Below are 25,760 nucleotides of genomic sequence, written 5' to 3'. Positions count from 1 at the left end.
TGGTGATGATCGAGGCGTGAGCGCCAGGATGCCGACTCTCGTGCCGCCGATGCTCGCCACGAGCGGCGCGTTGCCCGGCGGCTCCGGCTGGGGATACGAGTTCAAGTGGGACGGCGTGCGCGCGATCGCGTACGTCGCCGACGGGGTGCGGCTGCTCAGCCGCAACGACCGTGACGTCACGCGGGCGTATCCCGAGCTCGGCGAGCTTGCCGAGCTGCTGGCTGGGCGGCGGGCGGTGCTGGACGGCGAGATCGTCGCACTCGACGCCAACGATCGGCCCAGCTTCTCCGCGCTGCAGCACCGGATGCACGTACGCGCACCGTCCGCCGCGCTCGTCGCCAAGACTCCCGTACGGCTGTACCTGTTCGATCTCCTCCACCTCGACGGGCGGGACCTCACCCCAAGGCCGTACGCCGAGCGTCGCACCGCCCTCGAGGAGTTGGCGCTCAGCGGTCAGAGCGTCGACACCCCGCCCCACTGGACCGGCGACGCCGGACGGGACCTGGCCACCGCAGCGGCCGACCTGGGCCTGGAAGGCGTCGTCGCCAAGCAGCTCGGCTCGCCGTACGAGCCGGGCCGCCGGTCACCCGCGTGGGTCAAGGTGCCCCTCAACGACACCATCGAAGTCATCGTGGGCGGCTACAAACCCGGCGCCGGCCGGCGGGCCGGCACCATCGGCTCCCTGCTGCTCGGCATGTACGACCCGCACCGAAAGCTGACCTACATCGGCCACGTCGGCACGGGCTTCACCCAGACCGTGCTACGGGACCTGCAGGAACGCCTGAATCCGCTCCGCCGAGCGGACTCCCCGTTCGACTCCCCCGTGCCGCGCGAACACGCCCGCCACGCCGTCTGGGTCGACCCGGTCCTGGTCGGCGACGTCACCTTCCGATCCTGGACCGCCGACCGTCGACTGCGCCACCCCTCGTGGAAGGGGCTCCGTAGCGACCGCGATCCGGCCGAAATCCGGCTACAACGCTGACCGGCCTACGTGCCGACCCGGCGTGTTTCGAGCGTGGTCGAAGCCGGCCCGCTCAGCTGCCAGAAGTCCTTTGGTAGCTGGTCGACGAAATCCCCGTACTCCTTTGCGCTGATCGACTCGCGCAACGTGTCCAACACGGCACGCGCACCGTCGGTCGCCGACTGAAGATCCACCCCGGCCCGGGCCTGCACCCGCTCGAGGAAGTCGGCGAGTCCGAACGGTTCGGCATTTTCGGTGCGCTTGGCTACGCATCCCCGCAGCTCCTCCGGGAGCTGCGAGGCGAGGTCCCGCGCCTGGCCGCCACTGATCCGTTCCGCCAACGTCTGCAGCGTGGCGCGGGTGATGGGCTCGGCCGGCGCCGGCGACGCCATCGGTCGACTCGCGACCGACTGGATGAACTCGATGTAGTTCACCTCGGATCTCCTCTCGAACCGGATGGTGGCGGGTACCCGCGCAGCCGGGGATCTACCGGCTCATCCCCGCCGGCCGCCCGGACGTGGGTCAACTCATGCGCCCGGCGGCGGCGGCCGGTGTGCGATCCGGCGGGCGAAGGGCGCCGCGTACAGGCCAGCGCTGGTAATCGCGTAGAACACGGGCAGCACCGCGAAGATCAACAGGCCGACCAGCGGCGCGACCAGGTAGCCGACGAGCCCGGCCGCGGCGTACAGGACGACCCCGACCAGCGCCCGGACCCGCTCGGCGGGATAGAACCGCTCGGGGACCTCTTCCTTGACCAGGTCGGGGTGCCGGGCCAGGTAGTGGAAGAACACCAGCCAGCTCGCACACAGCAACGCGCCGATCAGCGCGTAGAAGGCAATGGCCACCCGCTGGTCCGGCCGGTTGTGCCCGAGGAGCGCGTGCGAGACGACCGCGGTCGGGAACGGCATCAGCGCCGTGGCGAACAGGATGAAGAGGTTTGCCCAGTGCAGGCCCCGATCGGTCTTGCGGATGCGGTGGAACGCCGCCTTGTGGTTGAGCCAGACGACGGCCACGTACGAGTACGACGCGAAATATGCCGCGTAGGTCGGCCAGTGGTCCAGCAGCGCGGACAGCAGATGGCCGGGCTCGACGTCCGGCACCCGCAGTACGGGGTCCAGCACCAGCAGAGTGATGATGATGGCGAGAACCGCGTCGCTGAAAGTGATGGCACGGCTGATGTCCGACCGGGTGCCGGGGTCCTCGATTGGCCTGGCCACCGCCCGTGCCTACCCCCGGGCGCACGCCCTAACCGCCAGCTCCTCGAATCGGGTCAAGAGTGCAGATCATGCGCGGCGCCGCGCCATGCATGGTGTCTGTTGCGGCCCGGTCGCGACGATCTGTTGCGTGGCGGGCCGGTCCGCGCCACGTACGCCCGGATCAGCCGCCGCGGACCGACGGCGTCGGCGCGGGCGAGCCGCCGGCCACGGCACCCGGATGCGGCGTGTTGGTCGGGGCCGGCCCGAGCCCGGCCGGTACGGGCAGGGCGCTGCCCTTGACGAACTCGTCCCAGCCGACGTTCCAGGCCGTCCAGCCGTTGCCCGCTTCCAACTTCACCTCGGTGCCGGTGAAGGTGACCAGGTCGCCGACCTGCGTAACGCCCATCAGCCAGTCGGCGGCAGCGGCGGAGACGTTGGTGCAGCCGTGCGAGACGTTGGTCTGGCCCTGATCCCCCTCGGACCACGGCGCGCCGTGGATGAACTCGCCTCCATCGGTGAGCCGCTGGGCGTCCTCGACGTCCACGACGTAGCCGCCCATCGGGTCGCCCCGGGTGTCGAACGTCGTGTACTGGTGCTTTTCCATGATCACCATCTTGCCGCTGGAGGTGGGCGTACTCGGCTTGCCGAGGCTGACGGGGATCTTGCGGATCAACTTCCCGTCGCGCAGTACCGACATCTGCTTGGTGGCGTTGTCGATCTCCAGGGACACCTGGCGACCGATCTTGGAGGTAGCGGTCCGGTCGGCGTCACCGACGCGGTCCTTGCCGATCGGCAGGCCCTCCAGGCCGGACCGCACACTGATCGTGGTGCCCGGCCGCCAGAAGTCGGGTGCGCGGTAATAGACCTCGCTGCCGTCGTCCAGCCAGGACCAGGTGCCCGGCTGCGGGGGGTTCGTCTTCACGAACAACCGGCGCTGCACATCCGCCCTGGCGGCTTTGGGAATGGGCGGGTCGAACGCGACGGTCACCGGCATCGCCGTGCCGTACGTCTGGTTGCCGTCGAAGTACAAGGTGCTGGTGATCGCCGGCTTTGTCGATTTCGGCGTGGTGGTGAAGGTGGTCTTCCGGGTGGTCGTCTTTCCCTTGTCGCCGGTGGCGGTGACCTCGGCGGTGTAGGTCCGTTTGGGCTGCAGCGGCTTGCTCGGGACCCAGGCCGACCCGTCTTCGCGGGGCTCGGCCTTGACCTCGGCGCCCTTGTCGTCGGTGATCCGCACGGCGGTGATCCGACCGCCGCTGACCCGGGTACCGACCTCGGCGCTGATCGGCACGTCCCGCGACTGGTCGCCGGGCGTCACCGTGAGTTCCGGCGGCGCCACCTTTCTCTCCGGATGCCGGGCGCCCGGCATGCGGTCAGCGGTACATCCATCGAGGACCAACGGTGTGGCCGCGAGCACCGACAACAACGTCAATCGTCGCCTGAACCCCATACTGTCCCCCGTTCCTGTCTTCCCCTCCGCCGCCTTCTCCCCAGGGAGCCGAGGTATATGCGCAACTTCTACAGATTCGGAAGGCCGCCGGTGCGCGACGTTTTCCCCGGGCTGTGCCATCGGTAGAAATGGACCGACGATTTCCTTCCGTGCCGGGTTGGAGGGAAAGGGTCACCGGCGGGCGGGGCATCCTATTCTGACTCGGCCGCGCACAAGTCTCGCCGCCGCCGCAGGGGCTGCTTTCTCCAACCCGGCCGCGCCCAGGCTGCCGAGCATTACCGTACGTTGCGTGACTACCTCTCGTGTTGCTGCTGCGACGATGAGTGTCACCCTGGCGATGTCGGCTGTTGCGGTCCTGCCCCCAACAGGGGCGGCGGCCGCGCCGGACGTGGCGTGCCCGAGGGCCGCGCCGCCGGTGCCTCCGCCCGCCACACCGTCTCCACCACCGGTTGACCGCGCCCAGCGGGAAGTCGGGGGAACGGCGCTGGCGACGTCCGGACTGGCGATCCCCGAGGGTGCGCCGTCGGCGCCGGCGGTGACCGCCACCTCGTGGCTCGTGGCCGACCTCAACAGTGGTGAGGTGCTGGGTGGATGTGCCCCGCACGAGCGGCGAACGCCGGCCAGCGTGCAGAAACTGCTGCTGGCCGCGGCCCTGATGCCCCGCCTCGATCCGAAGCAGGTCGTCGAGGTGAAGCGGGAGGATCTGGCGGATCTCGACCCGGCCAGTTCATTGATGGGGGTGGTCGAGGGTGGCCGGTACTCGATCGAGAACCTGTGGCAGGGGCTCCTGCTCAGATCGGGCAACGACGCGGCCAACGTGCTGGCCCGAGCCGGCGGCGGCGAGAGAGCCAGGCAGGGCGGAGTCGACGCGATGAACGACGAAGCACGCCGGCTGCGCGCGAACCAGACCCACGCCGCAACCCCCTCGGGCCTGGACGGCCCAGGTCAGTACACCAGCGCGTACGACCTGGCGCTCATCGCCCGGGCCACCTTCGCCCGCGAGGACTTTCGGCGATATGCCGCAACCAGGGTGGCGGAGGTACCGGCACAGCCGGGAAAGCCGGCGTTCCAGATCACCAACGACAACACCCTGCTGGACCGCGTTCCCGGCATGCTCGGCGGGAAGACCGGCTTCACCTCTCTGGCTCGGCAAACGTACGTCGGCGTGGTGGAGCGCGACGGCCGGCGGCTCGCCGTCACCCTGCTCGGGGCGGAGACCGCACCGCTGGGAAGTCTGGGGGAGGCGATAGCCCTGCTCGAATGGGGCTTCGCTCTTCCTGCGGACGCGTCCGTCGGCCGCCTGGTCACACCCGAGGAAAAGAAGTCGTCGGCACTGGCGTTGCTGACCGGCCTCGGCCTCGGCGCCACTGCCGCAGTGGTGGTCCTGGTCGTCGCGGCTCCCTGGCGGCGGACACATGCGCGCCGACCAGGCAACCAACGGTAAGTAGGCCTCACGCGACGTGGATGGTCAGAGCAGTCCAGGCCCCCAGGTAGATCTTGTCGCCGTCCTTGATCGGTACCTGGACGAGCGGGTCGATCGGGTTCGACGACGGGTCGTTGAGGTACGTGCCGTTGGCCGACTCCAGGTCGACCACCGCCCAGCCGTCCTGCTGAGCGACCAGGAGCGCGTGCAGATGGGACACGCCAGGATCTTCGGGCGGGCCGACCAGATCGATGTCCGGATTGACGCCGCGCGACCGGCTGCGCCGCCCGATCACCATCTGCTCGCCGGTCAACACGAAGCGCCGCTCGGGCGCGAACTGCGGGAACGCCATCCCCCCGGCGTCCTCGCCACCCATCGCCTTGACGACCTCGAAGTACGCCGAGTCCGCGCGCACGACGACCGTCCACCCCTGAGACGCCGGCCCGGACGGCGCCGGCCCGGACGCGGGCGGTGTCCGGGCGGCTGAGGGCACGGTGTTTGCGGGGTTCACGGGGGGCGCGAGCAGGAAGTCGTACCCGTCCTCTTCGCAGAAGCGCCCCGTTTGGGGCGTGCTGCACACGGGGCACGACTTGACGTCGGGCGGCGCGACCGGCGGCGGTGCGGGCGGCCCCGCCGAAGCCGGCGGCGGTGCGGCGGAAGCCGCCGCCGGTGGTGCGGAGGCGCCGCCCATCAGGGCGCCGCAGACGTCGCAGTAGTCCAGGGTCGCGGACTCGTGTCCCTTGGGGCAGGTCGCCATCAGCCCTCCTGCTTCTTCTTCACCCGGACCGTCTTGACGGACCGCACGTTCGTGATCTCCGCGTCGACGCCGGCCACCTGCTTCTTGAGCCGTACCGTGCCGGTAGGCGCGTCGACCACGTCCACCACGCGGGCGAGCAGCTTGGCGGTGTCTTCATGGCCGGACGCCACGGCGAGTTGCACGGCCCGGCCGAGCTTCGCGGTGGCGGTCTCCACGTCGCCTGCGTCGCGCGCCGTGAGCCCTTCCTGGATCACCGCCGCCAACTCGGCCTGGCCGGTGTAGTGCGCCACCTGCGGGTTGATCTTCGTGGAGAGAGCGGTGTCGTCGGTCCACCGGGCCAGGACCAGCTTCTCGGTGAGCACCTGGCCTCCGCTGACGAGGCTGATCCGCGCGGCGAGCACCTCCTCGCCGACCGCGTCCGGCTCGACCTCGATCGAGACGTGGTAGTCGCGGCTCTCCGCGCCCCACGCCCCGGTCGGGTAGTCGCCGATCCGGCCGCTCACCTCCGCTCGCCGGCCGGTGAGGTCCTCCACCTGCGGGTACACCTGTTTCACGAACCGGATGGTGGCGCCGGCCGGGGTCCACACCCGCAGCGACACGTCGGCCACCGACTTGCCCATCGCGGTCTCCGTCATGGCCTGGAACGCGGCCGGCAGTTCGGCCGGGTCCTCCAAGCCGTCGGCGGTGCCCAGCAGGGTGGAGGCGATCAGGCGCAGCTCGCGCGCCACCCAGTCGTCGCCGACGCCGCGGCTGTCGCAGACGAATCTGCCCTCGCAGGCGTCCAGCACCCGCTGGAAATCCCGCGGGCTTTCGTGCTGGTTCTGCCCGTCGGTGAGCAGGATCGCGTGCTTCACCTCGGCCTGCTCGCCGGCGAAGAGGTGGTTCGCGAGGTCCAGCCACCGGCCGATGGCCGTACCCCCGTCGGCTCGCAGTCGGGCGACCGCCGCCTTCGCCTCGGCCCTGGTCTGCCCGGACGCCGGGACCATCCGGGCGTCGGCCGGGTAGACCATGTGCGCTCCCGATGTGCCGGCGACGACAGCGAACGCGACCCCGTCCCGGAGCGTGTCGATGGCGATGGCTGTCGCCTTCTTCGCCTCGGCGATCTTCTTGGCCGGCATCCCCATGGATCCAGAGACATCGACCATGATGACTTCCGCCGCGCTCGGCGCGGCATCCGTGTTGCGCAGGTCGCCGCCCTGGGCGGTCACCGTGATGATTGCGTCGACGACCCGCCCGCCCTCGGGCAGGTACTCGTTCTGGTCGACCTCGGCGGAGAACAGTGCGCTCATGGAACAGAGCCTCCTGATGGTGAATAGGAGAGAACGGCGACGGCGATGTTGTCGTGGCCCCCGCCGTCCAGCGCGACGGTCGTGAGGTGCCGCGCGACGTCGATCAGCCGGCCGGACGACGCCGCCGCCAGCGCGGACGGGTCGGACAGGTAGTGGTGCAGTCCGTCGGAGCAGAGCAGCACCCGTCCGGGGGCGGCCGGCCGCAGCGAGACGACCTGTGCCTCGACGTCGTCCGAGTCGGCGCCGAGCCAGCGGATGAGCGCCCGCGACCCGGGGTCGGCGTCGAGGGTCGCCGGGACCGAACGCCCGGCGGCGAGTTGGCCGGCCACCGAGTCGTCGACGGTGAGGCAGGAGGGGTCCGGCCCCAGCCAGTACGCCCGGCTGTCGCCGATCCAGCCCACGGTCACCGCGTCGGCGGTGACGATCCCGGAAACGTACGTGCAGCTCGGCGGCGTGTCCCCGGCGTCCGGACCGGCGGCGGCGGCGCGGGCCGCCGCCGCGGCCGCCCGCGCGCCTTCGACGGTGGCCTTGGGCGGGTCGACGCCGCGGGCCAGCGCCGCCAGGAGTGTCCCGAGGCCGGCCTCGGCCGCGCCGTACGCCGCGGCGTCCGAGCGGGTGGATGTCGACACCCCGTCGCACACCACGGCCGCGTTGACGCTGCCGGCCCGGCCGACCGCGACCGCGTCTTCGTTGCGGCGTCGGCGCAGGCCGCGGTCGGTCACCCCGGCGACCGTACCCAGGTCCAGCTCGGCGTGATCCCGCCCGATCGACCGCCGGCGCCCACAATGGTCGCAGTAGGCGTCTTCGTCGACGTACGCCGCGCCGCACGCGGCGCAGGAAGCGCCGGCGGCTCGCGACGACAGCCAGATGGTGGGGACCGAGAGCGACGCCAGCTCACCGGTCACCAGGTTGCGTCCGCACACCTCGCAGAACCGGTGCTCCGGCTCGCTCGGAGGCCCGTGCTCGGGGCAGGCGTTCCCGTTCACACGAGCGTCCTGGGTCGAACGGCGTTGGCCCGGTCGACGAGCGCGATCCGGGTGTCCGTGTCGCGGGCCAGCTGCGCCATCGCCCGGTACGCCTGCTCCAGCCCGAGGCGCAGCCCTCGCTCGGTCAGCTCATGGCCCAGCACCCCGGCGCCGGGCGGCAGGCGATGCCCGGGCAACCGGGTCGCGGTGATCCAGGCAAGGGCCGCCTCCAGCACCTCGACGGCGAGCCGAGCGCGGCGCTCGACATCGAGGCTGAGCCGTTCCAGCCGCCCGGACGCGTGCAGCAGGTCGTCGGGCTTGACCGGGTGCGCGGTGGCGCGCAGGCTGGCGCGCACGGCGGCCACCTGGGCGACGACGTGCAGGCTGGAGCTGTCCGGCACCTGGTCGAGTACGGCCAGCGCGCCAGCCCGGTCCTCGACCGCCAGCCGGATCCGGGCCAGCCCGAAGGCGGCACTGAGGTAGCCGTGGTCGACCCGCCACACCCGCTCGTAGAGCCGCTCGGCCGCGCTCGGGTCGCCGGTGCACTCGACCGCGGCGGCCAGCGCCAGCCGGGCGGCCGGCTCGCCCGGCAGCTCGTTGTAGACCGCGTCGAACGCGACCCGAGCCTCTCCCGGGGTGTTCGCGGCCAGCGCGGCCAGGCCGCGGTACCAGTCCATCCGCCAGTCGAACGGATCGGCCGCTGCCAGCTCGTCGAGGCCGGCGAGCGCGCCGGCGAGATCGCCCTGCTCGATGCGCGCCCGGACCAGCCGGAGCGCCACCTCGACGCTCTGCACCGGCGCGGCCGTCAGCTCTCGGATGACCTCGTCCGGGTCGGTGACGCTCAGCGTGGCCAGGAGGCCGGCACCGGGATCGAGGACGTCGACCTGCGGCAGCGGCAACGCGGCGGCGACGCTCGCCGGGCGGAGATCGGTGACCACCGCGTCACCGACCTCGCCGGCACCGGTGCCGAACGCCCGCCGCTCGGGCGTGAACCGGCGGGACAGCGTCGGCCGCGGCACGCCGTCGGCGGCCGACACCACCTCCCGGAGTACGCCGAGCAGCTGCTCGCTCATCTCGGCCGCGGACTGGAATCGCCGGGCCGGTTCCCGGTGCGTGGCCCGGCGCAGCAGCCGGTGGTACGACTCCTCCTGGGCCAGCAGCGGCACCTCCGACGGGTCGGGCAGCCGGTCGGCGTACGTGCTGGAGAACCCGCGGAACTCGAAGCTGAGCACGGCGAGCGACCGCCCGACGGTATAGATGTCGGAGGCCACCGACGGGCCCACGGCGGCCACCTCCGGCGCCTGGTATCCGGGCGTTCCGTAGATTGCGCTGACGTCGTCGTCGGCCCGCCGGACGCCGCCCAGGTCGATGAGCTTGAGCTGCTCCTCGGCGTGGATGACGTTGTCCGGCTTGAAGTCGCAGAAGATCAGGCCGCGGTCGTGCAGGTAACCCAGCGCGGGCAGAATCTCCACCCCGTACGCGATCACCTCCGGCAGCGGCAGCACCCGCGCGCCCTCGGCGCGCCGGGCCACCAGCATGTCCCGCAGCGACTGGCCGCCGACGTACTCCATGACGATGTAGCCGACCAGCTCGCCCGTCTTCGGATCGGGGTGCTGCACAAAATCGTGGATCTTCACGATGTTGGGGTGGTCGATCTCGACCAGGAACCGCCGCTCGGTCACCGCCGACGCCATGGCGTCGCCGTCGCCGGTGTTGATCAGCCCTTTGAGGACGACCCAGCGATCGCTGACCGAGTCGCTCACGTTGCGGTCCCGGGCCAGGTAGATCCAGCCCAGCCCGCCGTACGCGAGCGCGCCGAGCACCTCGTACCGGCCGTTGACGAGGTCGCCGGCGCGCAGCCGCGGCAGGAACGAGAACGGGTGGCCGCAGCTGGGGCAGAAGCCTTCGGCCCGGCCCGGCTTGCCGTCCCGCCCGCGGCCCACCGCCGCCTCGCACTGCGTACAGAAGCGCCGCGACTCGGCCACCTTCGGGTCGCTCATGACTGCCGTGGCCGGGTCGCGCAGCGGTACCCGCGGGATGTCGATCAGCCCGGCGCCGAGACCGCCGCGCGCGGCGGGGCGGCTGCGACCGGATCCGGTGCGCACCGAGCCGGCGCTGACCGTGGCGACGGACGGTAGCGTCGCTGCGGCGGTCGCCACGCTGGCGCCCGGGGACGTCACAGCTGCGCCCGCCGGCGCTCGGCGCCCGCATTCGTCGCAGTAGCCCTCGGCGCCGTACGAGCCGGGGCAACCGGACCGGACACACCTCATTGGTGCCCCCTCTCCGTGAGCTCGTTGAGGTATCGCAGGTAGGCGACCATGGCGCGGGTGGCCGCCGGCAGGTCGCAGGGGCTGGTGTAGAGCAGGTCCTGCGCGGTCCGATGCCGCACGGCGAGCTCGGCGTGCTCGGCCAGGCCAAGCCGCCCCGCTCGGGCGCGGTAGGCGTCGAGCCGGCCGCGCAGCTCAGCCCGGCGGCGCAGCAGTCCTTCGGCTGCCTCGCGCAGGTGGGCCGCGCGCTCCCGGGCCTCCGCCACCGACCGCTCCACCACGGACAGCTCGTCCGCGAGCCGGGGCCAGCGCTGCTCGCGGTGCAGTTGGTCGAGCTGGGCCAGGTGCGCCCGCAGCGCCGGGACCGCGTCGGGAGCCGGCGGCAGGCCAGGGTTGGCGATCTTCTCGTTCGCGACGGCGTACGCCCGGCCGGTCTCGTCCTCGGCCGCGGCCACCTCGTCCACGGCGGCCCGCAGCCGCCGCACCCGGTCCGGGTAGGCGTCGCGCAGCCGGGTCAGGTCGGCCAGCCGGGCGGTGACCGCCTCGATCTCGGCAGCCAGCGCCGACGGGGGTCCAGCTGTGTCCAGCAGGTCACACATCGCGTCGAAGGTCGCCTCGGCCAGGCGTACGTCGAGACGCTCCACCTCGGACCCCGTGGCGGCGTACCCCAGCGCCTCGGCGGCCGCCCGGGCCCGGTCCAACGCCTTGGTCAGCGGCTCGAACCGAGCCGCGATCTCCGCGTACGCCGACTGGACGCCGTCGAGCGTCCCGGTGACCTCGGCGCTGGCCCGCTCCAGCTCCTGGGCCAGACCCATCGCGGTCACCCAGTTCGGCGGCGCCCCGGCCAGCGGGTCGTCGACCACCATGCCGTCGGGCGCAAGCGGTAGGACGGGACCGCGCAGCAGCACGGTCAGCTCGTGCAACTCGTCGTCGCCGGGCCTCGACCGCTCCCCGCGTACCGTCTTCACCCGGTCCAGCACGGACCGCACCGCGGCGAACTGCGACCACAGGACGTCGAGCCGCGGGAGTGTCTCGATGGCGACCCGGCGCGTCTTGCCCCGCAGGTCGTCGCCCCGCAGCACGACGAGGCCGGGATGGGCGTCCAGCGCGTACATGGCGGCCGAGATCCGGTCGTGCGCCGCGACGAGCCCGACGATGGCGAAGTCGACCTCGTCGCGGCTCATCGGCGCTGGCGTCGTCACGGTCAGTCCCGATAGCGGGCGGCCGGTGGCTGCGGCGTGCTGCCCAGCGCGGTGAGCCACTTGTTGTAGAGCCGGGTCCAGGTGCCGTCCGCGCGTAGCCGCTCGAGCACTCCGTTGACGAACCGCACCAGGTCGGGCGACTCCTTCTGCATCGCCATGCCGTACGGCTCTTCGGTGAACCGCTCGGGCAGGACGGTCGTACCCGGGTCCTGTGCCGCGAAGCCGGCCAGGATGGCGTCGTCCGTCGAGACCGCGGCGACCTGGTTCTGCTGCAGCATCACCAGGCAGTCCAGCGCGTCCGCCGCCGACACCGGCAGCGCCTGCGGGGCCTTCGCCGCGATGTTCCGGATGGATGTGCTGCCGGTGGCCGCGCAGACCTTTCGGCCGGTGAGATCCCTGAGGCCCTTGATCGGCGAACCCTTGGCGACCAGGATGGCCTGGCCGGCGCTGAAGTACTCGGTGGAGAACGACACTCGCTGCCATCGGTCGCAGTTCATCGTCATGCTGCGGATGACGATGTCGACGGCACCCGTCTGGACCGCCTGCTCCCGTTCGGCGGTCCTGACCGCCCGGAACAGCACCTTGCCGGGGTCGCCGAAGATCGCCCTGGCGATCTCGTGCGCCAGGTCGATCTCGAAGCCCACCAGGTCACCCGTGCCCGGGTCGCGGTATCCGAAGCGGTAGTTGTTCTGGTCGACACCGACGACGAGCCGTCCTCGCCTGGCGATCTGCGCCATCGTCGAGTCGGCCGGCATCCGCCCCGGCGTGGGCAGCGCGCCGGACGGCCGGAGGCTGGCGCGCGGGTCGCACGAGCCGGGCGGCACCGCGGCCGAGGTCGGGATGGCCGCCGGGTCCTGCGCGCCGACCGGGCGGGGCGCGGTCGCGTCCACCCGCCCGTCGGGCAGCGACCGGCTCGTCGCACACCCGGTCACGCAGAGGACGGCCACCAGCGCGACTGCACATCGTTTCATCGGTACTCCGCCAATCGCCGCTGGATCCCGAGGGCCGCACCGACGATCAGCAGCGTCGCCAGAACGACGACGCCGATGTCCGTACCGGCGAGTGCCCCGGCGGCGCGGCCCACCTCCCGGTCGAACCGCTGCCCGTTGTGTTCGATGGCGGCGGCCAGGTGCTCGTCGAGCTGGTTGAAGATGCTGGCCGTCGAGTCCGGGCCCGTGCCGACCGCTGCGGCGACCGCCTGCGCGTACTGTCCGCCGTCGTCGAGCGCGCGCAGATTCTTGTGGGCCGCAAGCCACTTCTGCGCCTCACCGGTCGCCGCCTGCGCCGCGCTTCGGGTGTCCGGGTCCGCGTCCGAGACGGCCGGCAGCCCGCCCCGCCCGGTCACGCTCGCCATGGCCCGGACGTAGTCCTCCTCGAACCGTGCGCCGTTGCCGCGGGCGATCAGCGTGTGCGCCTCGTCGGCGCGCGCCTGCAACGCCGCGATGCGAACCCCGGCGAGCTGCGCGACCGGTTCCGAGCCCTGCTCCCGGCTCGCGTCGAGCCTCCCGGCCGCCAGCACCGCCGACACCCCCAGCCACACGACCAGGACGGCCGCGGCAGCGGTTGCGCCCACCAACCCGATGTTGAACAACCGGTTGGTGCGCCGGGCCAGGTAGCGCTGCACCATGACGAGCGCGGCGATCGTCAGCAGCCCGAGCAGGACCGCGAACCACGGAAACGCTCCGGCGGCGCCGCGCGCGTCGTCGAGCTCGCTGGACGTCGCCTCATAGAGCTCCTGGACCGCGGGCAGCAGCCGCTCCCGCATCAGCCCCGACGCCTCGCGCAGGTACGCACCGCCGAGCGGCACGCCCTGCCGGTTGTACGCCCGGGCGGCCTCGACGAGTCCCGTGTAAACCGGCAGCTGGCCGATGATCTGCACGACCGCCGCGTCACCCCGGCCGCCGCCGGCGCGCCCTGCGGACACCACGGCCAGCGCCGCGCCCGCGTCGGCGATGTCGGACTGGTAGCGCTCGCGTAGGGCCACGGGTTCGACGCCGCCGGTGAGGAAGGCGCTCGCCGCGGTGGCGTCGGCGTCGGACAGCGCGCGGTAGAGCCGCTGCGCGGCAACCGTCAGATCACCGCTGCGCGCGGTGGCGCCGTTGACGAGGTCGATCCGCTGACGTACGCCGACCGCGCCGGCCGCGCCGGTGGCGACGCCGAGCACGATGAGTACGGCGGTGGCGAGCGCCAGCCGCCCAGGGGTGCGACGGAGGCGACGTCGGACGTCCGGAAGTCGTGTCGCAATGGTTGCCGGTCCGCGAACGAGAGTCACGCCTACCACCTCGGGAATCAAGGTAGAGGACGTCTTCAAGCCCGATGAGCGGCTCGTTTTCGCTGTTCCGGCCGCGCGTTGTACGCGCAATGCCAGGAGGACGTCGCGCTACCGCTACAAGTGGTGCAGGAGGAGCAGGCCGAAGGCGGCGGCGAGCGCGGGGCACCCCACCACGGTGATGATGCGAAGTCGTGCGGCCAGGTCGGCGTCCCAGTCCTCGACTGCCCCGGAGGCGCGGCGGATGAGCGGGGTGGCGGCGCGCCCCGCGCCGAAACCGACACCGGCGAGCGCGGCGACCTGCAGGCGCTGACCGCCGAGGAAGACCGCCACCGCGAGCACGTACGGGGCGGTGGCCGACACGTACGTCCGCACGCCGGTGCCGAGTTCGAAGCCGAATCGCAGCGCTCCGCGCCGGGGGCTCCGCCGCAGCACGTCCTGCGGCACCTGGCGGGGGTTCTGTGGCAGGGGGATGGTCACCACCCCGGCCTCCCGGAGCACTCCCAGCAGCGCCACCGTCACGATGGTCGCGTACCGCCAGGACGCCGGCAGCGGCGCGGACAGCCCGGAGAGCGCCCCGAGGACCACCCCGCTGAGCAGGCCGCCGGCGATCAGCCCCAGGACGAACAGGGTGAGGAGCTTCCCCTGCGGGTTGCGATCTCGCCGCCCGGGCGAGGCCAGCGCGTACGCGCTGTTGCGGGTTCAAACCGAGCCGGAGAGGGTGTAGCCGGCGAGCCCGCCGACAATCGCCCAGGTGAGCACGTGCCCGTACGCGGCGGAGAGCATCGCGCCGGCGGTGAGCAGCAGGACGGGTACGAGCGGGTCAGTGACCCAGCGGCGCAGCGGCCGCACGGGTCCTACGGATGGCTGACGACTCGTCATACCCTGCCGCCGGTGAGCGTGCGCCAGGTGTTCTGTCCCACGATTCCGTCGACGTAGAGCCCGTTCTTCCGCTGGAAGTCCCGTACCGCGGCATCGGTCTGCGAACCGAAGTACCCGGTGACGGGCAGGCTGTATCCGTGTTTCCTGAGTTGCCGCTGCACGCCGCTCACGGCCTGACCGCTGTTCGAGTAGCGCACGGTGATCACGAGGGCGGACCACGTCTTGGCGTCGACAACACCGCTCGCTGTGATTCCCTTGGCCGTCTGGAACTGCTTCACCCTGGTCTCCGTGCCGCTGCCGAAGATCCCGTCGATCGTGGTGGGATAGCCGCGCGCGGTCAGCAGGTGTTGCACGGTGTAGACGTTCGTGCCGGTCTGGCCCCGCTTCGTCGTCGGCCAGCTGACCGAGGAGAGGCAGCCGCAGCTGGTGTTCCAGCGGCAGATCGACCTGACCCAGCCCGAGCTGGTCTTCTTGTACCCGTCGTGGCACCGGCGCTCCACATGGCACGCGCAGGCGCCGCACGCGCCCTGGTAGCGCCACAGCCAGCCGTCGTACGTGCCGGCGTAGCACTGGTTCGGCCGCAGTTTCCAGGTCGTGCCGTTGTTCTTGTGGAAGCCGGCGTACGTGCCGCTGGTGTTGCAGGCATCGCCGAAGATCGGGCTCGGACCGCAGCCGGGGGAACAGTTGTGGTCCGTGGCGTACGTCGGGCACCCGCCGTAGATCGTGTATCCGTCGGCGTAGGCGCGGCGCGCGGCCGGGAAGATGCTCAACGCGGCCATTCCCACCGCAGTGCCGGCCTGGAGCAGCGTGCGCCGGGACAGCGCCCAGGACAGGGTGAAACGACTCCTGGTCCGATTCGCCGGCCCGCGCCGCCGGGACGCGGTGCCGGTACCGGGGTCTGTCCCCCTCAGCGGGGGTACGGCGTCGAGGGTGGTCACAGCGTGCCTCCCTGTGGGCTCGGGTGGACGGTCGGCCCGGCACCGCCGCCGGACGAGTTGTCGGCCTGGTCGAGCAGGTGGCGCAGTGCCGCCCGGGAGCCGACCGGCTCGGATCGCCGGATGCGCCCGGTCGCGTCGATCACGACCGCGAACGGGGTGGCGATGACGTCGTACCGGTCGAACAGGTCCCCCTGTTCGCCGAGGACGGTCATCGGCAGGTCTGCCGCTTGTGGCGGGACAGCCTGCCGGTAGAGGACTCGAAGCACGGCATCGGTCCGTTGACTTTGTTCCGCGGCCTCGTCGAGCAGTTGGCCGCAGGTCGTGCAGCTGGGGACCAGAAAGAGCAGGACCAGGGTGTTCGGGGCCGGCGGCGCCAGGTCACGGAACCGGGGCGCCGGCGAGCCGGGCCGCAGGCCGACGGACGCAGGGCGGCCGACCGCGCCGTTGGACAGGGCGTGCACCTGACGTACCAGGCCGGACACCACGAGGGCCAGCAGCAGAATCGCGATCCAGCTCAGGATCAGCGCGCTCGTCTGGAAACTCATCCGGGTACGCCTCCTTGTTCCACCGGCACGGGCGGCTGATCCGGGTCGTGCATGGCGGCGGGCAGGTGCGCCAGGAGCGCGGTGAACGTCGCTGCGGCGAGCAGGACGATCGTGAGTGAGGTGCTGGCTCGCCCCACCGGCACGACCGCGCCGGACAGCAGTGATCCGACCACGGCCAGGCCGGCGAGCGTGGCCGCGCGCGCCACCACCCAGCCGGTCATCGGCACTTCCACCCGCGAGCACCCACAGGGGACGGCCCGCCCAGTCGACCTCACGTACAGGCCGTAGCCCACGTACGTGGCAAGGAGTGCGGCACTGCCGGCCAGGACCACGGCCAGCAGCCGGCCACTGCCGTCGCGGAGCAGGGCGACGACTCCGGCTGCGCCGAGCAGGCCCTCGGTCGCGATCACCAGCGCCGCGACGATGGACGGCGCCGGAACCACCCGGTGGGCGGCCACCGCGGTCGACAGGGCCGCCGGCTTCGAGAGGTGCTCACCGCAGGCGGTGAGCAGGGTGAGCAGCACGGTGTACGCCGCCACGCTGGCCACCAGGGCGGACACGACGGCCTACTCGACCGACTGGACGCGTAGCCGGTCCACCAGGTCCGGTACCCGGTCGACCACGGTGTCGGCCAGTGGTAGCACGGTCACCCAGGTGTCCGCGGCGGCGAGCACAAAATACGGCTTGCCGTCCGAGAGCGTGTCCCGGAAGAGCTCTCCCGCCCGGGTCCGCAATCCGCGCCACGACGGCAACTGTCGCGCGCGCTCGGCGGTGAGCGGCGCCAGGTCCAGCAGGCCGAGTCCGGGCACCTGCTTGATCACGGTTGCCGGCGCCGCGATCCGGCTGCCGGCACTGGCATCGGGACGCACCGCGAGACCGTCGCCGTGCTCAGCGATCCGAAGTGTCCGCAGCACCGCGAGCAGATCTGCGGTCGAGGCGCCGTACAGCTGGGTGACGAAGCAGTACCGGCGCCCTCGCCACGCCGCCACCAGCCGGTCCTCGTCGAGCTGGACCTGCGCGTCGTACGACGTCACGCGCGCCGTCAACAGGGCACCGCCCTGATAGTTGAGCTGCTCGTCGAAGTCGGTGACGCCGAGCGCCTGGGCCAGCTCGTCGGCCAGGCCGACCGAGCCGGCCGTGAACTCGTGCTCCCGGCCGGCGATGGTCAGCTCGACCACCGAGGTGAACGGCGCGCTGAAGTCGAGTGGGCCGCTGAGCAGGAACCGGCGGCCGTCCATGGCGCGGTGTGCGACAGGTGCCTCCGCGGCTGCCATCCCCACCACCCCCCGTGGGTAGCAACGTGGTGGCCTTGAATTATCCGTGCGCGCAAATATCCTGACAAGCCCGATGTCGTGCTCCCGTCACCACCCCTTGACCGCTCGTACCCCTGCGATGGTTTGATCGGGGCCACCCGGGAGCGCCGCGCGGGTGATGACGGGCGGCAGGAGGTTGCGGTGGATCGCTTCGATGGCCCAGCCGCACCGTTGGACGCGCACGACCTCGTCGCGGCGTCGTTGCCATTCGGCAGCTCACGGACCTTGCCGGCCCGCGCCTACACCTCGCCGGCGGTGCTGGCATGGGAACGCAGACACCTCTTCGGCGGAAGCTGGGTCTGCGTCGGCCGGCACGAGGAGCTGCGCGGGACGGCCAACCAGCGGGCGGTCACCGTCGGCGACATCGGGGTGCTCCTGACCTTCGACGGCGCGACTGTGCGAGCGTTGGCGAACGTGTGCCGGCACCGCGGCCACGAACTGCTGGCCGCGGGCGCGACAGCGGACCGGGCGGCGATCGTGTGCCCCTACCATGGATGGGCCTACCGGCTGGACGGCACGCTGGCGGCGGCGGCTGCCATGGGCGGAGTGGAGGGGTTCGATCCCGCGGACCACGGCCTGATCGAGCTGCCGGTAACGCAATGGCAGGGCTGGGTGTTCGTCAACGCGGCGGGCGAGGCTCCCCCGTTCGCCGAATACCTCGGCGCCCTGGACGGGCTGATCGAGCCGTACCAGCCCCAGCGCCTGCGCCTTGGCGACCGCCACGTGTACGACGTCGCGGCGAACTGGAAAGTGATCGTGGAGAACTACCACGAGTGTTACCACTGCCCGCGCATCCACCCGGAGCTCTGCCGGGTCTCGCCGCCGACATCGGGCGACAACTGGGACCTGCCGGGTGCCTGGATCGGCGGTTCGATGGACCTGCGGGAGCACGCCGAAACCATGTCGCTGGACGGTCGGTCACGCGGGCTGTTCATCGACGGGGCTCCCCGCCGCACGGTCCGGTACGTCGGGCTCTTGCCCAACCTGCTGATCTCGGCACACCCCGACTACGTCATGACGCACCGCATCGACCCGCTCGCGCCGGACCGGACGCGAGTCGAGTGCAGCTGGTACGTGCCGCAGGACGTGACGGAGGTGGCGTACGCGGTGGAGTTCTGGGACATCACGAATCGCGAGGACTGGGCGGCGTGCGAGTCGGTCCAGCGTGGGCTGTCGTCGCCCCACTACCGGGTAGGACCGTTGGCGCCGAACGAGGACGCGGTCTATCAGTGGATGAGCTTCCTCGCCCGGGCCTACCAGGACCCCGTGGCCGCGGTCACGGCCGCCTGCGTATCCCGCAACGGCGACCAAGAACCCGACGGCAGCCCAGATTCACTTGATGGACGGGCACTTCTCGCTGGTCGGGAGCGGTGGCCCGGGACAGCGGCCGGTGGACAGTGAGGCGGCCGTCGCCGACCGTGGGGGATGTCAGAGGGGGGCTCTACCCTCGCGACGTGCTCTCGCAAATCACTGGCTTGTCCCGCCATTTCACGGCGGAAACGCTCCAGACGTACTTGCTGGACCGCTCAGTACGCACGGAAGACGGCTGCCTCGTCGTGCATGGCTACGGTAACCAGCGTGGCGTGCACCAGAAGGTGGCGGGTCGGGCGTGGGCCCACATCGCCGCGTTTGTTGTCTTCGTTGGCGACTACAACCCTGAGTTGGACGTTCACCACGTCTGCGGTGCGCCGGACTGTATTGAGCCCACCCACCTGCGTCAGGTCAGTCATGCCGAGAACTGCCGCAGCCGGAAACAGCAACCTCAGTGCCGCAATGGACACGACCGCGAGATCGATCCCCGCACCGGCCGCTATCGCAAGGTCTGCCGGCACTGCAACAGCGATGCGCAGAAGCGGTGGCGCGAACGGCAAGCACGCCAGGTTGCCGAAGGCCGCGCCAGCTACGGCCGCCCAGCGGGTTGACAGCGGCTGCATGAACTAGCTAGCCGCCGCGGTCGGGGCGGTTGTGCATCTGCCGGCCATAACCGTCGAGGAGGCCGGGACCTGTCCTCGATGAGCGGCATCCTGGCCGACAGCTCCTATCGTCTGCTGCCGGCCTGACGGCCCGGCCTCACTTCAGGTGCCGGGCGAAGAACCGGTTCCCGTCGTCCCCCTCGAACTGCGGGACGCCGGTGTGCCCGCCCATATTGGCGTGCAGCGTCTTCTCCTTGGAGCCGAAGGCGTCGAACAGGTCCAGGGCCAGCTGCCGGTCGTTTCCTTCGTCGTCCCACTGCAGCAGGACCTGCAGCGGAATGGTGACCTGCCGGGCCTCCTCGAACATGGTGCGGGGCACGAAACTCCCGGCGAACAGAAGGGCGGCCGAGATGCGCGGCTCGACCACCGCCAGCCGGAGACCGATGGCGATCACCCCTCCCGCGTACCCGACCGGGCCGCCGATCTCGGGCAGCGAAAGGAGGGCGTCCAGGGCGGCCCGCCATTCCGGGACCGCCTTTTCGACCAGCGGGAGGACGAGCCGGTCGACGATCTCGTCGTCGACCGGCTCGCCGGCCTCCAGCGCCCGGCGCAGGTCGGCGCGGGCCTCCTCGGCGGCGGCGGAACGGGGCCGGTCACCGCTCCCGGGGAGTTCGATGGTGGCCGCGGCGAAGCCCTCCGCCGCGGAGTGCCGGGCCCGGGCCACCAGTCGGGGGTACATCATGTGCAGTCCGCCGGGGTGGCCAACCAGGATCAGCGGCGCCGGTGCGGATGCGGATGCGGATCCAGGCGTCCACAGGACGCCGGGGATCTCGCCGAGGGTGAATTTGCGTTCGAGGACGCTGTCGTCGAGGCGCTGTTCGGAAGTGAATTGCATGGTCGTGCCTTTCGGGAGTGCCCTTGAACGGCGCTCCCGGACGACCTATCGCCCGACCGTGACCCCGGAGGGGAGCACCCATGTCGATACTGCGTTCACGGGTACCACCTCGGCGTTCTCTCGCACGGCCTCCGGAAAACTAGCAGTAGTCGCCGTGGTCCGCCTACAGGTTTTTGTGGAGGCTCCGTGGCCGGATGCCACGGAGCCACTCGCTTGAAGGGCTTTAGGCCACCGTTGGCTTCAGCGCCACCTCGACGGGGAGCAACGAGGTGCCGTCGGCGTTCACGGTCAACGGGGTGGTGTGCACGGCCGTCGGGTAGCGCCGCGGAGTGCCGCGCGGACGCCCCGGGGCTGGGGCGTCCGCGCCGGTGCGCCTACGCGGCAGATGGCGGCCTGGTGCTCCCGGCGATCGCCGGAAGCCGGGTCTCGACTCCGGCCAGGAGGATCGCCAGCCCGTTCTCGAACCGCTCGTCGGCGTCACCGAACTCGGACTCCTCGATCATCTGGCTCAGGTGAGGGAACTCGCCGGTCGCGAGCAGGGTCGTCAGGTACGGGCCCATGCGCTGCTGCCAGGCGAGGCGATCGACGCCGGACTGGTCCGCGGCGGCCCGCTCGGCCAACTCGGCCTGCACGGCACCGTTGACCCAGTGGCGAATCGGGTTGAGCACGTCGAGCATCTCGTCGATGCTCAGGCCGCAACCGCCGAGCAGGGCGAGGTCGCGCTCCGTGCCGCGCAGGACGTTGGGGCCGATGATCGGCCGGCCGGCGAGGAGTGGAGCGAGCCAGGGGTGCCGACACAGGATCTGCCGGTGGCGGCGAGCCAGGGTCGCCAGGTCGGCGCGGACGTCGCCGGTCGGCTCCTGAGGCTCGAAGCCGACCGCATGATCGATCATCACCGCGTACAGGTCTTCCTTGGCGGGCAGGTAGCGGTAGAGCGTCATCGCGCCGGTGCCGAGCTCCTTGGCGATGCGTCGCATCGAGACAGCGTCGATGCCTTCGGAGTCCGCGATCTCGATCGCGACCGCGGCGATCCGCTCACGGCTGTACGTCGGCGCCGGGCCTCGGGCGGGCTTCTCCGGTCGCATCCAGATGATCGGTTCCAGCTCGGCCACGCCAGCCATTCTACGCGCCCACCAGCGACTTGCGTACGCCGTACCCAGTTGGCTACGGTGAAACCGCATACGGCGTACCCAGTTAAGGGGTTGGTCATGGATGATCCGATCGTGTACACCACCGGCCTGCGGAAGGACTTCGGCGACGTCGCCGCGCTGACCGGCCTGGACTTAGCGGTGCCGCCGCACGTCGTCTTCGGGCTGCTCGGCCCGAACGGCGCGGGCAAGAGCACCACCGTGCGGATCCTGAGCACGCTCACCAGAGCCAGTGGCGGGCAGGCCGTCGTCGCCGGGTTCGACGTGGCCCGCGAACCGGACAGCGTTCGCAGGGTGATCGGGCTGGCCGGCCAGGACGCCGCACTCGACGACGCGCTGACGGGCCGGGAGAATCTGCGGATCTTCGGCCGGCTCTCGCGGCTGGGCGTGCGTGGCGCCCGGCGGCGTGCCGATGAGTTGCTGGAGCGCTTCGATCTCGCCGACGCCGGCGACCGGCTGGTCGGCACCTACTCCGGCGGCATGAGTCGCCGCATCCACCTGATCGCCAGCCTGCTGCGCGCCCCCAAAGTGCTCTTCCTCGACGAGCCCACCACCGGGCTGGACCCCCGGAGCCGGATCGGGGTCTGGGAGTCCGTCCGCGACCTGGTGGTCGACGGCACCACCGTGCTGCTCACCACCCAGTACCTGGAGGAGGTGGACCAGCTCGCCTCGGCCGTCGCCGTGATCGACCACGGTCACCTGATCGCCGAGGGCAGCCCGGCCCAGCTCAAGTCCCGGATCGGCAGCCACATCGACGTCGTGGTGGAGTCAACCGACCACCTGCCGGGCGCCATGGCGGTGCTGGAGAACCTTACCGGTCAGCCGCCGGAGGCGGACGGGCCGCACATCGTGGTCGCCGCCGTGGGCGCGGTGCCGCCGCTGCCGCGGGTCGTGCGCGAGCTCGACGCGGCCGGCATCGGGATCCGCGACGTCGGGGTCCGCGAGCCGAGCCTCGACGACGTCTTCCTGTCCCTGACCGGCAAGCAGACCGCGTCGACGGCCGAGACCCCGAAGGTGATGGCATGACTCTCCTGGCCGACGGCTGGACCCTGACCGTACGGAAGCTCCTCCAACTGCGTCACCAGCCCGGAACCCTGGCCGCCATGCTGATGGGGCCGGCCGTCTTCGTGGTGCTGTTCGGATTCGTGTTCGGCAGTGCCATCGCCGTACCAGGCGGCGGGAACTACCGCGAGTACCTGATGCCCGGGCTGTTCGTGATGACCACCGTGACCGCCATGTCCACGGCGATGGTGACCGTCGCGACGGACCAGGAGCGTGGCGTGATGGATCGCCTGCGCTCGATGCCGACCCGTCGGGCGGCCGTGCCGCTCGGCCAGACCGGTGCGGACGGGCTCACCGGACTGTTCGGGCTGACGGTCCTGCTGGCCTGCGGGCTCGCCGTCGGCTGGCGGGCCCACCACGGCGTCGGATCGGTCCTGGCCGGGATCGGTCTGCTCCTGCTGTTCCGCTACACGATGTCGTGGATCGGCACCTTCCTCGGGCTGGTGGCACCGTCGGCTCAGACCGCGGACAACCTGGCGCCGCTGACATTCCCCATCAGCATGCTGTCCAACGCCTTCGTGCCCACCGGCGGGATGCCGGCCTGGCTACGGGCGGTCTGCGAGTGGAACCCGATCAGCTCGACGGTCGCGGCGTGCCGGACGTTGTTCGGCAATCCCGGCATCCCCGGGCCGGACTCCGCCTGGCCGCTGGCGCATCCGGTGACCTCGACCCTGCTGTGGCTCGCCCTGCTGTTGGTGATCTTCGTGCCGCTGTCGGTACGCCGCTTCGCCCGCGCCGGGCTGTAGGGGAACTTCCCGCGTCGCCGATCGCTGGCCCCTGTGGTATCGAGTCGCCGTACGTCCGCAACAGCGCCCGCAGGATGTCGCTGCGGGCGCTGGCGTATCCCAGAGCACTCGCACTACGGCATGCCGGAAATGGTGAGATGCTCACCATGACCGTGTACGACCTCCTGCCGCCTGAACTGGCAGCCCGACGGCGAGGTTTCACGGCGACCTGAGAACGGCAGAGGAGGCGGCCCAGGCACCGGGCTCCACGCGGGTCCCGCGCAACGGTAGGACGTTTGACGTCTTCCTGGACCCGGTCGGCAAGCCCTTCTGCCTGTGCGCCAGGCCCGTCTGATCGACTCGTCGCGGTCACGGATGAGGGGGAACCATGTCAGGACAACCACCTCTTCCCGGCCCAGTCCGGACAGGTGATCCGGGTCGATCCACCGCGCCTGCTCGAATGCACCCGGGCAGGGCAGCAGCTGTGCTGGCGTCTGGACCCGACCGGACCCAGCGCGTGCCGGCTGGCGCTGACGATCACGGTCGACCATCGCAGCAGCGCGGCCGCTGACGCACCAGGCTGGCGGTGCGGTACCTCAACGCCTGCTCGCCGTCGCCCTCTCCCCCGGAACACCCGAACATGGACGGCGCGCCTCACCTCCTACCCGGAGGACACCATCAGGCGCGCCGTCCGGCCAGCCGCCCACGGCGCACACCAGCGTGATTCCTTACGCCAAGGAACTGTCATTATGATGTAGCGGCGCTATGTCCGTTCTGTCCCCCCGCTCTTAGCTATCGGATTACCAGTAACGGTTATCTGATAATTCCCCGGATCGACGCCTGGCGGGATTGCTGGCAGGGTTGGGCCGCATGACGGGGATGTCCGGGGCGGACGTGCGGGCCGCGGTCGACGAGATGGCGCGGGTGCTCGGTCCGGTCACCGACCGGGACTGGGCGGTGCCGGCCGGGGGCCTGGAGTGGTCCTGCTGGACCACCGCCGCTCATGTGGCGCACGACCTGCTGGCCTACGCCGGCCAGGTGACCGGCCGCCCCGCCGCCCGCTACCTCCCCTTCGACCTGCGGGTACGCGACGACGCGAGGCCCGCGGAGGTCCTGGCGGTCGTCGCCGCGTGCGCGGGACTGCTCTCCGCCGCCGTCGACACCGCCGATCCACAGGTCCGCGCCTGGCACTGGGGGCCCTGCGACCCCGGCGGATTCGCCGCGATGGGCGTCGCCGAGACCCTGCTGCACACGTACGACATCACCCGGGGGCTCGGCCTCTCCTGGCAACCACCCGCGCGGCTGTCCGCCGGGGTGCTGCGCCGGCTCTTCCCCGGCGACCCGGCCGGGAACGCTCCGGAGGTGTTGCTCTGGATGACCGGCCGCGCCGAACTCGGCGACCGTCCACGGCGCACCAGCTGGAGCTGGCGGGCGGCGATTCAGTGAACGGAAAGTGCTCGCCCAGCCGGCAGGGAAACCTTCAGCGGCCGCGCCGCCACGGCAGACGCCAGCGGCGGCGGGCCTTCGGCGGGGCGGTTGCCGGTTCCACGGCCGCCGCCGCGACCCGTTCCGCCGCCGTCCGCTCCCGATCCGCGCGCCACCTGCGTACGGTGTCGTCGGCGTTGACCGGGCGGACCACCACCCGCGGCCCGGTCGGGGTACGCAGCCAGGCCACGATCTGCGCGTTGAGCTCGGCGACGAACGTTCGCACCGACTCCTCGGTGGGCAGGTCGCGCACCTCGTCGGGGAGCTGCTCGATGCGGCGGCGCAGCTGCAGCGGGGTCGGCAGCAGCAGGTCGGTGGGGAGCGCCTCCCGCTCCAGGAAGCTCTTGATCCACCAGGACTCGTCGTACGGCAGGTCCCGGCCGGGGATCGGCTTGCCCGCCCCGGGCAGGCCGTCGAACTCGCCGCGCTCCTGAGCCGAACGGATCTGCGCCTCGACGGTCGCCTCCCAGCCAGTCGTCACCCTCGACACCTCCCGCACCCACCGTATCCGCTGCCTGCGGTCGGGTTCAGCGCGCGCGGTGGCCGGGGAATTCCCCGCCCCTCGTGCCCGGCAGCCGGCGGTGACCCGGCGTACATTCCTCGGTGGGGTCGCCGGCGACGGCCCGTACCGGCGTCAGGAGGGACCACCGGCGTGCGCGACTGGCTGATCGGGCTCGGCGTGGCGCTGGCCTGTCTGATCGCCAGCTGGGCGCTGCTGGTGCTGCTGGCCCGGCGGCTGCCCCCGGGCATCCTGCGCGACCTGGCCGCGTTCATCCCCGACTGCCTCACCACCGTGCGTCGGCTGCGAAAGGACCCGCGGGTCCCGCGCCGGGCGAAGATCGCCATCGTCTTCGCCGGGCTCTGGTTGGCCAGCCCGATCGACCTCATCCCCGAGTTCCTGCCGGTCATCGGCCCGCTCGACGACATCGTCGTGGTCGCCCTCGCCCTGCGCTACGCCGGCCGGCAGGTCCCCCGGGAGGTGCTGCTCGCCGCCTGGCCGGGCGAACCGCGCCTGTTGAACCGGCTGCTCGGCCCCACCAACCCCGAACCGGCCGACCGCTGACGCCGCCAGCTCCGC

Annotated in this window: 27 protein-coding genes; 8 read left to right on the top strand and 19 right to left on the bottom strand. The window is 71.5% G+C overall.

The window, feature by feature from the left end:
- The first annotated feature begins 16 nt into the window (after nt 1–16).
- A complete protein-coding gene (gene ligD / locus GA0070624_RS21315; protein ID WP_245718918.1) occupies nt 17–982 on the top strand; it encodes a non-homologous end-joining DNA ligase in 966 nt (321 codons plus the stop codon).
- A 5-nt stretch (nt 983–987) separates the two neighbouring features.
- Here ligD and GA0070624_RS21310 read toward each other — a convergent pair whose 3' ends face one another.
- The 3 genes from GA0070624_RS21310 to GA0070624_RS21300 all read right to left on the bottom strand — a co-directional run bounded on the left by GA0070624_RS21310 (nt 988) and on the right by GA0070624_RS21300 (nt 3,604).
- Nucleotides 988–1,395: a DUF2267 domain-containing protein gene (locus GA0070624_RS21310; protein WP_218105242.1), complete on the bottom strand. Its 408-nt coding sequence runs from the start codon at nt 1,393–1,395 to the stop codon at nt 988–990.
- Between the two features lie 93 nt (nt 1,396–1,488).
- Complete coding sequence (locus tag GA0070624_RS21305; RefSeq protein ID WP_218105241.1) at nt 1,489–2,178, bottom strand: TMEM175 family protein; 690 nt, start codon at nt 2,176–2,178, stop codon at nt 1,489–1,491.
- A 160-nt stretch (nt 2,179–2,338) separates the two neighbouring features.
- Nucleotides 2,339–3,604 carry a L,D-transpeptidase gene (locus GA0070624_RS21300; protein WP_091343775.1) on the bottom strand — a complete coding sequence of 422 codons (1,266 nt, stop codon included), beginning with the start codon at nt 3,602–3,604 and terminating at the stop codon, nt 2,339–2,341.
- Between the two features lie 289 nt (nt 3,605–3,893).
- Here GA0070624_RS21300 and GA0070624_RS21295 point away from each other — a divergent pair, with 289 nt between their 5' ends.
- On the top strand, nt 3,894–5,048 hold the full coding sequence (locus tag GA0070624_RS21295) for a D-alanyl-D-alanine carboxypeptidase family protein (RefSeq protein WP_245718917.1): 1,155 nt from the start codon (nt 3,894–3,896) through the stop codon (nt 5,046–5,048).
- Between the two features lie 7 nt (nt 5,049–5,055).
- Here GA0070624_RS21295 and GA0070624_RS21290 read toward each other — a convergent pair whose 3' ends face one another.
- The 13 genes from GA0070624_RS21290 to GA0070624_RS21230 form a co-directional block, all read right to left on the bottom strand.
- Nucleotides 5,056–5,784, bottom strand: a complete 729-nt coding sequence (locus GA0070624_RS21290; protein ID WP_091343771.1) for an FHA domain-containing protein — start codon at nt 5,782–5,784, stop codon at nt 5,056–5,058.
- Nucleotides 5,784–7,073, bottom strand: a complete 1,290-nt coding sequence (locus GA0070624_RS21285; RefSeq protein ID WP_091343769.1) for a VWA domain-containing protein — start codon at nt 7,071–7,073, stop codon at nt 5,784–5,786. Before GA0070624_RS21285 ends, GA0070624_RS21290 begins: the two co-directional genes overlap by 1 nt.
- A complete protein-coding gene (locus GA0070624_RS21280) occupies nt 7,070–8,059 on the bottom strand; it encodes a PP2C family protein-serine/threonine phosphatase (protein ID WP_091343767.1) in 990 nt (329 codons plus the stop codon). The genes GA0070624_RS21285 and GA0070624_RS21280 overlap by 4 nt, the downstream gene beginning before the upstream one ends.
- Complete coding sequence (locus GA0070624_RS21275) at nt 8,056–10,197, bottom strand: serine/threonine-protein kinase (RefSeq protein ID WP_245718916.1); 2,142 nt, start codon at nt 10,195–10,197, stop codon at nt 8,056–8,058. The genes GA0070624_RS21280 and GA0070624_RS21275 overlap by 4 nt, the downstream gene beginning before the upstream one ends.
- A gap of 107 nt (nt 10,198–10,304) precedes the next feature.
- Nucleotides 10,305–11,507, bottom strand: a complete 1,203-nt coding sequence (locus GA0070624_RS21270) for a hypothetical protein (protein WP_141715121.1) — start codon at nt 11,505–11,507, stop codon at nt 10,305–10,307.
- A gap of 2 nt (nt 11,508–11,509) precedes the next feature.
- Nucleotides 11,510–12,478, bottom strand: a complete 969-nt coding sequence (locus GA0070624_RS21265) for a glutamate ABC transporter substrate-binding protein (RefSeq protein ID WP_091343760.1) — start codon at nt 12,476–12,478, stop codon at nt 11,510–11,512.
- Nucleotides 12,475–13,779: a hypothetical protein gene (locus GA0070624_RS21260; protein WP_141715120.1), complete on the bottom strand. Its 1,305-nt coding sequence runs from the start codon at nt 13,777–13,779 to the stop codon at nt 12,475–12,477. Before GA0070624_RS21260 ends, GA0070624_RS21265 begins: the two co-directional genes overlap by 4 nt.
- Before the next feature lie 114 nt (nt 13,780–13,893).
- A complete protein-coding gene (locus GA0070624_RS21255; RefSeq protein ID WP_218105240.1) occupies nt 13,894–14,364 on the bottom strand; it encodes a hypothetical protein in 471 nt (156 codons plus the stop codon).
- Nucleotides 14,365–14,478: 114 nt separating this feature from the next.
- Entirely contained in the window at nt 14,479–14,628 is a 150-nt protein-coding gene (locus tag GA0070624_RS21250; RefSeq protein ID WP_218105239.1) for a hypothetical protein, read from the bottom strand.
- A 26-nt stretch (nt 14,629–14,654) separates the two neighbouring features.
- Entirely contained in the window at nt 14,655–15,596 is a 942-nt protein-coding gene (locus GA0070624_RS21245; protein WP_176731805.1) for a peptidoglycan-binding domain-containing protein, read from the bottom strand.
- Nucleotides 15,593–16,141 (bottom strand): hypothetical protein, encoded by a 549-nt coding sequence (locus GA0070624_RS21240; protein WP_218105238.1) that lies wholly within the window; start codon nt 16,139–16,141, stop codon nt 15,593–15,595. Before GA0070624_RS21240 ends, GA0070624_RS21245 begins: the two co-directional genes overlap by 4 nt.
- Nucleotides 16,138–16,701: a MauE/DoxX family redox-associated membrane protein gene (locus tag GA0070624_RS21235; RefSeq protein ID WP_091343751.1), complete on the bottom strand. Its 564-nt coding sequence runs from the start codon at nt 16,699–16,701 to the stop codon at nt 16,138–16,140. Before GA0070624_RS21235 ends, GA0070624_RS21240 begins: the two co-directional genes overlap by 4 nt.
- A gap of 6 nt (nt 16,702–16,707) precedes the next feature.
- Complete coding sequence (locus tag GA0070624_RS21230; protein ID WP_091349215.1) at nt 16,708–17,415, bottom strand: hypothetical protein; 708 nt, start codon at nt 17,413–17,415, stop codon at nt 16,708–16,710.
- Between the two features lie 180 nt (nt 17,416–17,595).
- Here GA0070624_RS21230 and GA0070624_RS21225 point away from each other — a divergent pair, with 180 nt between their 5' ends.
- Nucleotides 17,596–18,855 (top strand): aromatic ring-hydroxylating oxygenase subunit alpha, encoded by a 1,260-nt coding sequence (locus GA0070624_RS21225; protein ID WP_091343749.1) that lies wholly within the window; start codon nt 17,596–17,598, stop codon nt 18,853–18,855.
- A 53-nt stretch (nt 18,856–18,908) separates the two neighbouring features.
- Nucleotides 18,909–19,376, top strand: a complete 468-nt coding sequence (locus GA0070624_RS21220) for an HNH endonuclease (RefSeq protein WP_091349212.1) — start codon at nt 18,909–18,911, stop codon at nt 19,374–19,376.
- Nucleotides 19,377–19,524: 148 nt separating this feature from the next.
- Here GA0070624_RS21220 and GA0070624_RS21215 read toward each other — a convergent pair whose 3' ends face one another.
- Both GA0070624_RS21215 and GA0070624_RS21210 read right to left on the bottom strand, forming a co-directional pair.
- The gene (locus GA0070624_RS21215; protein WP_091343747.1) at nt 19,525–20,262 is read right to left on the bottom strand and encodes an alpha/beta hydrolase; all 738 of its coding nucleotides are present in this window, start codon (nt 20,260–20,262) and stop codon (nt 19,525–19,527) included.
- Between the two features lie 374 nt (nt 20,263–20,636).
- A complete protein-coding gene (locus GA0070624_RS21210) occupies nt 20,637–21,374 on the bottom strand; it encodes a TetR/AcrR family transcriptional regulator (protein WP_218105237.1) in 738 nt (245 codons plus the stop codon).
- A gap of 96 nt (nt 21,375–21,470) precedes the next feature.
- On the opposite strand from GA0070624_RS21210, the gene GA0070624_RS21205 reads away from it, so the two are divergent.
- The 3 genes from GA0070624_RS21205 (at nt 21,471) to GA0070624_RS21195 (ending at nt 24,643) form a co-directional block, all read left to right on the top strand.
- Complete coding sequence (locus GA0070624_RS21205; RefSeq protein WP_091343745.1) at nt 21,471–22,436, top strand: ATP-binding cassette domain-containing protein; 966 nt, start codon at nt 21,471–21,473, stop codon at nt 22,434–22,436.
- Nucleotides 22,433–23,218, top strand: a complete 786-nt coding sequence (locus GA0070624_RS21200) for an ABC transporter permease (RefSeq protein ID WP_091343742.1) — start codon at nt 22,433–22,435, stop codon at nt 23,216–23,218. The genes GA0070624_RS21205 and GA0070624_RS21200 overlap by 4 nt, the downstream gene beginning before the upstream one ends.
- An 858-nt stretch (nt 23,219–24,076) precedes the next feature.
- On the top strand, nt 24,077–24,643 hold the full coding sequence (locus GA0070624_RS21195; protein WP_091343740.1) for a maleylpyruvate isomerase N-terminal domain-containing protein: 567 nt from the start codon (nt 24,077–24,079) through the stop codon (nt 24,641–24,643).
- A 34-nt stretch (nt 24,644–24,677) separates the two neighbouring features.
- Here GA0070624_RS21195 and GA0070624_RS21190 read toward each other — a convergent pair whose 3' ends face one another.
- Nucleotides 24,678–25,163, bottom strand: a complete 486-nt coding sequence (locus GA0070624_RS21190; protein WP_091343737.1) for a DnaJ family domain-containing protein — start codon at nt 25,161–25,163, stop codon at nt 24,678–24,680.
- A 171-nt stretch (nt 25,164–25,334) separates the two neighbouring features.
- Here GA0070624_RS21190 and GA0070624_RS21185 point away from each other — a divergent pair, with 171 nt between their 5' ends.
- Complete coding sequence (locus GA0070624_RS21185) at nt 25,335–25,745, top strand: YkvA family protein (RefSeq protein WP_091343735.1); 411 nt, start codon at nt 25,335–25,337, stop codon at nt 25,743–25,745.
- The last annotated feature ends 15 nt before the right edge of the window (nt 25,746–25,760 follow it).

It is taken from the genome of Micromonospora rhizosphaerae (assembly GCF_900091465.1).
GTDB lineage: Bacteria > Actinomycetota > Actinomycetes > Mycobacteriales > Micromonosporaceae > Micromonospora > Micromonospora rhizosphaerae.
The sequence above is the reverse complement of the archived record's forward strand: the minus strand, read 5'-3'. Positions and strand labels throughout refer to the sequence as shown.

What these genes read in the sequence shown, in the direction of transcription:
- GA0070624_RS21300 (WP_091343775.1), bottom strand. Translation starts at nt 3,604, where the DNA reads ATGGGGTTCAGGCGACGATTGACGTTGTTGTCGGTGCTCGCGGCCACA.
- GA0070624_RS21290 (WP_091343771.1), bottom strand. Translation starts at nt 5,784, where the DNA reads ATGGCGACCTGCCCCAAGGGACACGAGTCCGCGACCCTGGACTACTGC.
- GA0070624_RS21285 (WP_091343769.1), bottom strand. Translation starts at nt 7,073, where the DNA reads ATGAGCGCACTGTTCTCCGCCGAGGTCGACCAGAACGAGTACCTGCCC.
- GA0070624_RS21265 (WP_091343760.1), bottom strand. Translation starts at nt 12,478, where the DNA reads ATGAAACGATGTGCAGTCGCGCTGGTGGCCGTCCTCTGCGTGACCGGG.
- GA0070624_RS21240 (WP_218105238.1), bottom strand. Translation starts at nt 16,141, where the DNA reads ATGAGTTTCCAGACGAGCGCGCTGATCCTGAGCTGGATCGCGATTCTG.
- GA0070624_RS21230 (WP_091349215.1), bottom strand. Translation starts at nt 17,415, where the DNA reads ATGGCAGCCGCGGAGGCACCTGTCGCACACCGCGCCATGGACGGCCGC.
- GA0070624_RS21215 (WP_091343747.1), bottom strand. Translation starts at nt 20,262, where the DNA reads ATGCAATTCACTTCCGAACAGCGCCTCGACGACAGCGTCCTCGAACGC.
- GA0070624_RS21205 (WP_091343745.1), top strand. Translation starts at nt 21,471, where the DNA reads ATGGATGATCCGATCGTGTACACCACCGGCCTGCGGAAGGACTTCGGC.
- GA0070624_RS21200 (WP_091343742.1), top strand. Translation starts at nt 22,433, where the DNA reads ATGACTCTCCTGGCCGACGGCTGGACCCTGACCGTACGGAAGCTCCTC.
- GA0070624_RS21195 (WP_091343740.1), top strand. Translation starts at nt 24,077, where the DNA reads ATGTCCGGGGCGGACGTGCGGGCCGCGGTCGACGAGATGGCGCGGGTG.